Origin of the sequence: Chthonomonas sp. (assembly GCF_035294165.1) — a bacterium.
In the GTDB taxonomy this organism is placed as follows: domain Bacteria; phylum Armatimonadota; class Chthonomonadetes; order Chthonomonadales; family Chthonomonadaceae; genus Chthonomonas.
Genome location: NZ_DATGLN010000018.1, coordinates 1 through 4,926 on the forward strand (window position 1 = coordinate 1; position 4,926 = coordinate 4,926).

Consider the following 4,926-nt stretch of genomic DNA (forward strand, 5'->3'; position numbering starts at 1 on the left):
GATTATTTTCTTAAACCTCGTAATAGCCCTGGCCGCCGGGTCCTTCCAGTGTACAGAGCGGCGGCAGCGAAGGTAAGAGGAGAGCAGGGACAGAATGCCCCGCGATTTCCCCGCGAAGCCCCATACTCAACACTGGTTTCGCGAAACCACGCTCATTCGCGCGCGTCCCCCTCTCATCCTCTCGTATATGCAGTCATCCCCCCACCCCTGTCATCCTGTCGGATCATGTCATCCTGAGCGGCAGCGAAGGATCCGCCCGTCCCCTCCCGTAATAGAGTGGTACGTGAGGAGCGGGCATCGCCCGCTCCTCACGTACCACTCTATTACCTTTGCGAAGCACCGCAGGTGCTGAGTCGTCCGGGAAGAGCGCCCCGGCGCGAGCATCTCTTGCCTTCGCACATCCCCCCAGCCCACCCTCTCACGCGGCTTGAGGCCCTGCAAGACTTGATTTTTTAACGCCGGACCAGTACAGGGAAAAGTAGAAGATAGATCATAAATCCCTCCGGCATGGCAAGCCTGGAGGAGATAGCAGGCTCACCGCTATCACGAGCCTGCGAACGGTGAAGGTTCACCGCTCTTCCCTTCACCTGCGGAGTCGAGCTTGCTCCTCCGTTGCCTCGAAGAGCAACAAGCGCCAATGGCTTGATGCGCGCTCACTCCATGCGTGCATCCCCGAGAGAGCCTGCGCTAGCATACTTCCTTATTCCGCGTCTGGGAACCATGCGCCCGCATATGTTCCTGGTCGCGGCTTTTTACTGTCTGGGGCGCGAGGAAATGCCACACCTCGTGCCCCTTTTTGTGCCCGCGCTGCCTGGAGAAGGGAGCAGGGCGTTGTTCAAGGCCCCCCACCCGTTCCAACCTTCTCTCCCAATACAGCCGGGTCGGGGTGTGGTGCGCCATGGAGGTAAAAAATGAAAAACAAGCGGAATGAGTTTACGGGCTGTGCTGCCCCTATCGGCTCCGTGGTGGGGCTGGTGGGGGACCCTGTTCACGGAGCCTTCCCGATAGGGGTGCTCGAAAGAGAGCTTGTAGGAACGATTGCCTTTAAGCGGCTGCTAGGCGTGGGGCAAACCCTAGCTAGACTTGTCGTCCCGACAGCTGTTCACTCGAGACATGAGCACTCCCTTGGAGTCTACTACTTAGCGCTTCAGGCTGTGAAACATCTAAAGAAGGAGGGGGGGCTGAGGATTGAAGAAAGTGTGATGGGAGCGTTTTTGATCTCCGCCCTGCTTCACGACCTGGGCCATGGACCATTTTCGCACACCTTAGAGGGTGTGCTACCCTCTCATGAGACGGTTGGGAGATGGTTCATTGAAAATGGGGAGATTGCCGAAATCCTGCAGAACTACGGGGTTTCGCCTGCGCAAGTAGCGGATTTCATCGATCCTAATAGAGTGTCTGGGGTTAACCGTATACTCTCGAGGATTCTATCCGCGCCGATCGACGTTGATAAATTGGACTATATCAAGAGAGATCTGTTTTATTCGGGTCGACACGTCCCCAGTTTGGTTCTTTCCACAATTCTGGGGGCTCTGACAGTGCATCGTGATGAACTCGTTCTTAGATCCGAGGGGGTCGGTTACGTTTTGCACATGCTGGCCCTCCGCGATGAGCTTTACGGTATATATTGGCACCCTGTGGTGAGAGCTTATGAGAGCATGCTTACACGTGCAGTGCAGGATGCACTGCTCCGGAGTGCTCTCACTCCAGAGCTGATCCGTTGTCAAGATGATAAAGGACTGTTGGATCTTTTGATGGATCCCGAGCGGCTTTCAGTGCGTTCAGTGCGGGAGTTGGTGAGTGCCTTCGTGGTACGCAACCAATACAAGGAAATACTTTCTTTAGAGCCCACCCAAGCGTTTTATAGTCTTGCGCGCGACCCAGAGCGACGCCGCTTATTAGAAGTGCAACTTGCGGGGCAGCTGAGCATTGAGGATCATGAGATCCTCTTCGTCCCGCCCAAAAGGATGGGGCGGGATGAGCCCATTAGGGTGCTTCTGCCTGAAAGGACCCTGCTCTCCTGGGAAGAGGCGACCGGAGAGGACCCGCGCGCGCCACGCTGGCCTGAGATCCAGCAGAGGGCTTACGTCATCTGTGCGCCTGACCGCTATTGCGATCTCATAGGCAAGCGGCAGGAGATATATGACGCGCTAATGCGCGCCCTCTCCTGATTTACAAGATCCTATAACCACCCCCCACCCGGCTCTGTAGCAGCACAGAGCCGGGTGGGGGTTTGTTGTTTTCATGCACGAAGCCGGGGAGGCGACCCGACCCGGCAAAAAAGGAGGTTTATATGTTGCTTCAATCACAAATTTTGCCGAGGTCGGGTGGGACCGGTGCGGTCATACAGACGATAGTTGATTCTTTGGGGGGAGGTAATGTGGTGAGGACCCTTGTAGCTGTAGCCCTCCTTATTAGCCTCTTACTCTTACTAGGTTTTTGGAAGCCGTCACTTAATGTCAGGCCGATTACGATAGCGATCGGCCTGACGGGGGGGGCAGTTGCTATCCAGCAATTGCTTACTGCTGCGGCTGGTGGTGTCGCGGTCCTCACCTTAGTGGTGGTTGGATTGGCGTTTGGTTTTAATCTTATCCAGGCCGAGTTGGCCTTTTGGTTGGAACATGGCAGCATGGAACCTCAGGATTCGGTGGAGAGGGCGGCACTTGGGAGGAAAACCTTGGGGTTGTTTTTGGCATCCCTTGTCGGGATGGTCGTGGTAGCACTCTCCCAAGGAGTGCTTCCCACACTCTTGTCAAGAGCAGGGTATCGTGACTCTGTCAATGGACCTGCGGCAGTCGTCTACTTAAACACTGCGAACGTTGCTGGGGGAGCAACTGTCGGACTTGCAGTTACAATGATTCTTGCCCTTGGCGGCCTCCTCGGAGGCCGAGCTAAGTTGAAACAGCGTTCCCCTTCGAGGAACCGCATCTGGAGGAGAGCGGTTCAGGGGTGCTTGACCTCTTGCCTCTTGGTTATATTATTAAGCCTGACTAGTAGCTGGGTTTATAGGAATGGAGCGGCGCCAGGCTTCCTACCCTGGCTAGCTACGGCCGCGCCTGCTGCCACCAATGCATTAGTTGGGGGCATCGTGAGCGGCCACCTAAACTGGATGGTACGCGTGGGCCGCAAACCTCAAACGGTTGATGAGTTGGGGGGCTACTATAGCGGTCTGGTCATTAGCTCTCTGCTTGCAGCCCTTTCAGCCGCCATAGGATTTGGCGTTGGGCAAATTTCAGACGCGCTATTTAAGGGCCACCAAGCGATCACCTTGCTGGTCTTGCGCACTGGCATCCAGTCTCTCGGCTCGAATACCGTAGACACCATTCGGTACTCACTATATACGTTGTTGAGCCAGGGCGACATGGATGTCGCCCGTGCCCTAGAGGGGATGTTTACGAAGCCCGGCGAATTCATTCAACACCTGCAAAAGAACCGATCGGCCTTGTCAAGGGCCATCGGTCGTCTTAACGCTCGCCAGATCAGATTCCTCATATGGAATCTGGCCTCTGTGCCAGATGGCACAGAGGCTGAGCGTCGGATCAAGTTGGCATTAGTGGAGGAGATCATAAAGGTTCTGAAGGTTGACAGAGCCGTTCAGGCGAAGGTGGTGAGGGCTTTAGGGAGTAGCGATCTGGTGGATCTGTTTGTGGTGCCGATCACAAACAGATTATGTATACAGGGCTTGGAGCTTCTAACTCCCGAGCTCTTTGAAGAAATATTAAAAAAGGGAAGATTAGGTAGGGAGCGCTTGGACAGGCTCTTCGCAGGACTTAGCCCCTCGGAAACCGTAAGCATGATTGATTTTCTCTGGAGGAGTGGGGGGTTGAGGGAAGATTACGTGAAAGAAGTTGTAGCGCGATACCTTTCACCAGATGTGTGCGAGAAGTTGTACACATCTGGGGCCTACATGTATCTAGTGGGGCGATTGATGCAAAACTTTGCAGCGACGGTACGCGACGCTGGGCAGGCAATCGAGGAGATGCTGCCCATCCGCCCCCGTTTGCGGCGACGTGGAGCCTCCCCAACGCAGCCCCCACAACCGCCGGCCGGGGCGCCGCAGTCACCCCTCGCGCAACCTTCGACTGGGCAGCCGCCTGCGTCCCAGCCGCAGCGAGCCACTCAACAAAAGGCTGGGAGGTCTGAGAGCCAGCCTCTGGCGGGATATCCGCCCATTCCGAAGCCTCAGACGCCTACTCCCATAGGATCGGGTCCATCGTCTGCACGCCCGACACCCGCGGCAACTCCGCAGCCTTCCGGGAAATCCCCCGAGCAGGGCCGTCCGGCGATCCCCAATGAGCTGAGACGCTCGCAAGCCTCAACAGGGTCAGCTCCCCAGTCCTCGGCGCCCCAGTCCCCGGCGCCGGGCGTGCCGGGGACTGGGGCGCCGAAGGCTGGGGGCCCGGGCGAGAAGAAACGCCGCCGGAGTCGCCAGAGGCGCAGCGGGAACAAATAATCTCCCCGGGCCGGGCCACAACGCGGTGGCCCGCCCATTTTCACAATATTCCCGATGAAAGGGGGTGATGCCGTTTCTCTACGGGCGGGACCACAACGCGGTGGCCCGCCCATTTTATTGGCCTCGTAGTGCGTTTCTGGAGCACTTAGTCACCTCTCTGAAAGGGGGGAATTCTATGACCATCTTTGGGCCGCCGCCTGAAGAAACTTTCTTTGAGATCGGTCCGCTAGGGAGAAATGAGCGTAACGTGGCGGACCTCGTCAATAACGTGAACCTCGAAGAATATCTTAGAGGACGGATCGAAGAAGATCCCGAAAGGGAAACCTTTCGGAATGAAGAATTGGGAGCGGCTCTAGCACTTTGGGCCGGAAAACATCCGGCAGATTAGTTGCTGGAAGCGCTCCTCTCCGCTCCCACGGGGCCGGCTGCATATGCAGCCGGCCCTCGTACCATCCAGTTACCAGGCTCTATTT

General features: G+C 56.7%; 2 protein-coding genes. Both read left to right on the forward strand.

Annotation, left to right across the window (positions count from 1 at the left end; all coding sequences use genetic code 11):
* Positions 1-911: 911 nt before the first annotated feature.
* Positions 912-2,171: an HD domain-containing protein gene (locus VKV29_RS00490; protein ID WP_324199335.1), complete on the forward strand. Its 1,260-nt coding sequence runs from the start codon at positions 912-914 to the stop codon at positions 2,169-2,171.
* A gap of 2,457 nt (positions 2,172-4,628) precedes the next feature.
* On the forward strand, positions 4,629-4,841 hold the full coding sequence (locus tag VKV29_RS00495; RefSeq protein WP_324199336.1) for a hypothetical protein: 213 nt from the start codon (positions 4,629-4,631) through the stop codon (positions 4,839-4,841).
* The last annotated feature ends 85 nt before the right edge of the window (positions 4,842-4,926 follow it).

What these genes read in the sequence shown, in the direction of transcription:
- VKV29_RS00495 (WP_324199336.1), top strand. Translation starts at nt 4,629, where the DNA reads ATGACCATCTTTGGGCCGCCGCCTGAAGAAACTTTCTTTGAGATCGGT.
- VKV29_RS00490 (WP_324199335.1), top strand. Translation starts at nt 912, where the DNA reads ATGAAAAACAAGCGGAATGAGTTTACGGGCTGTGCTGCCCCTATCGGC.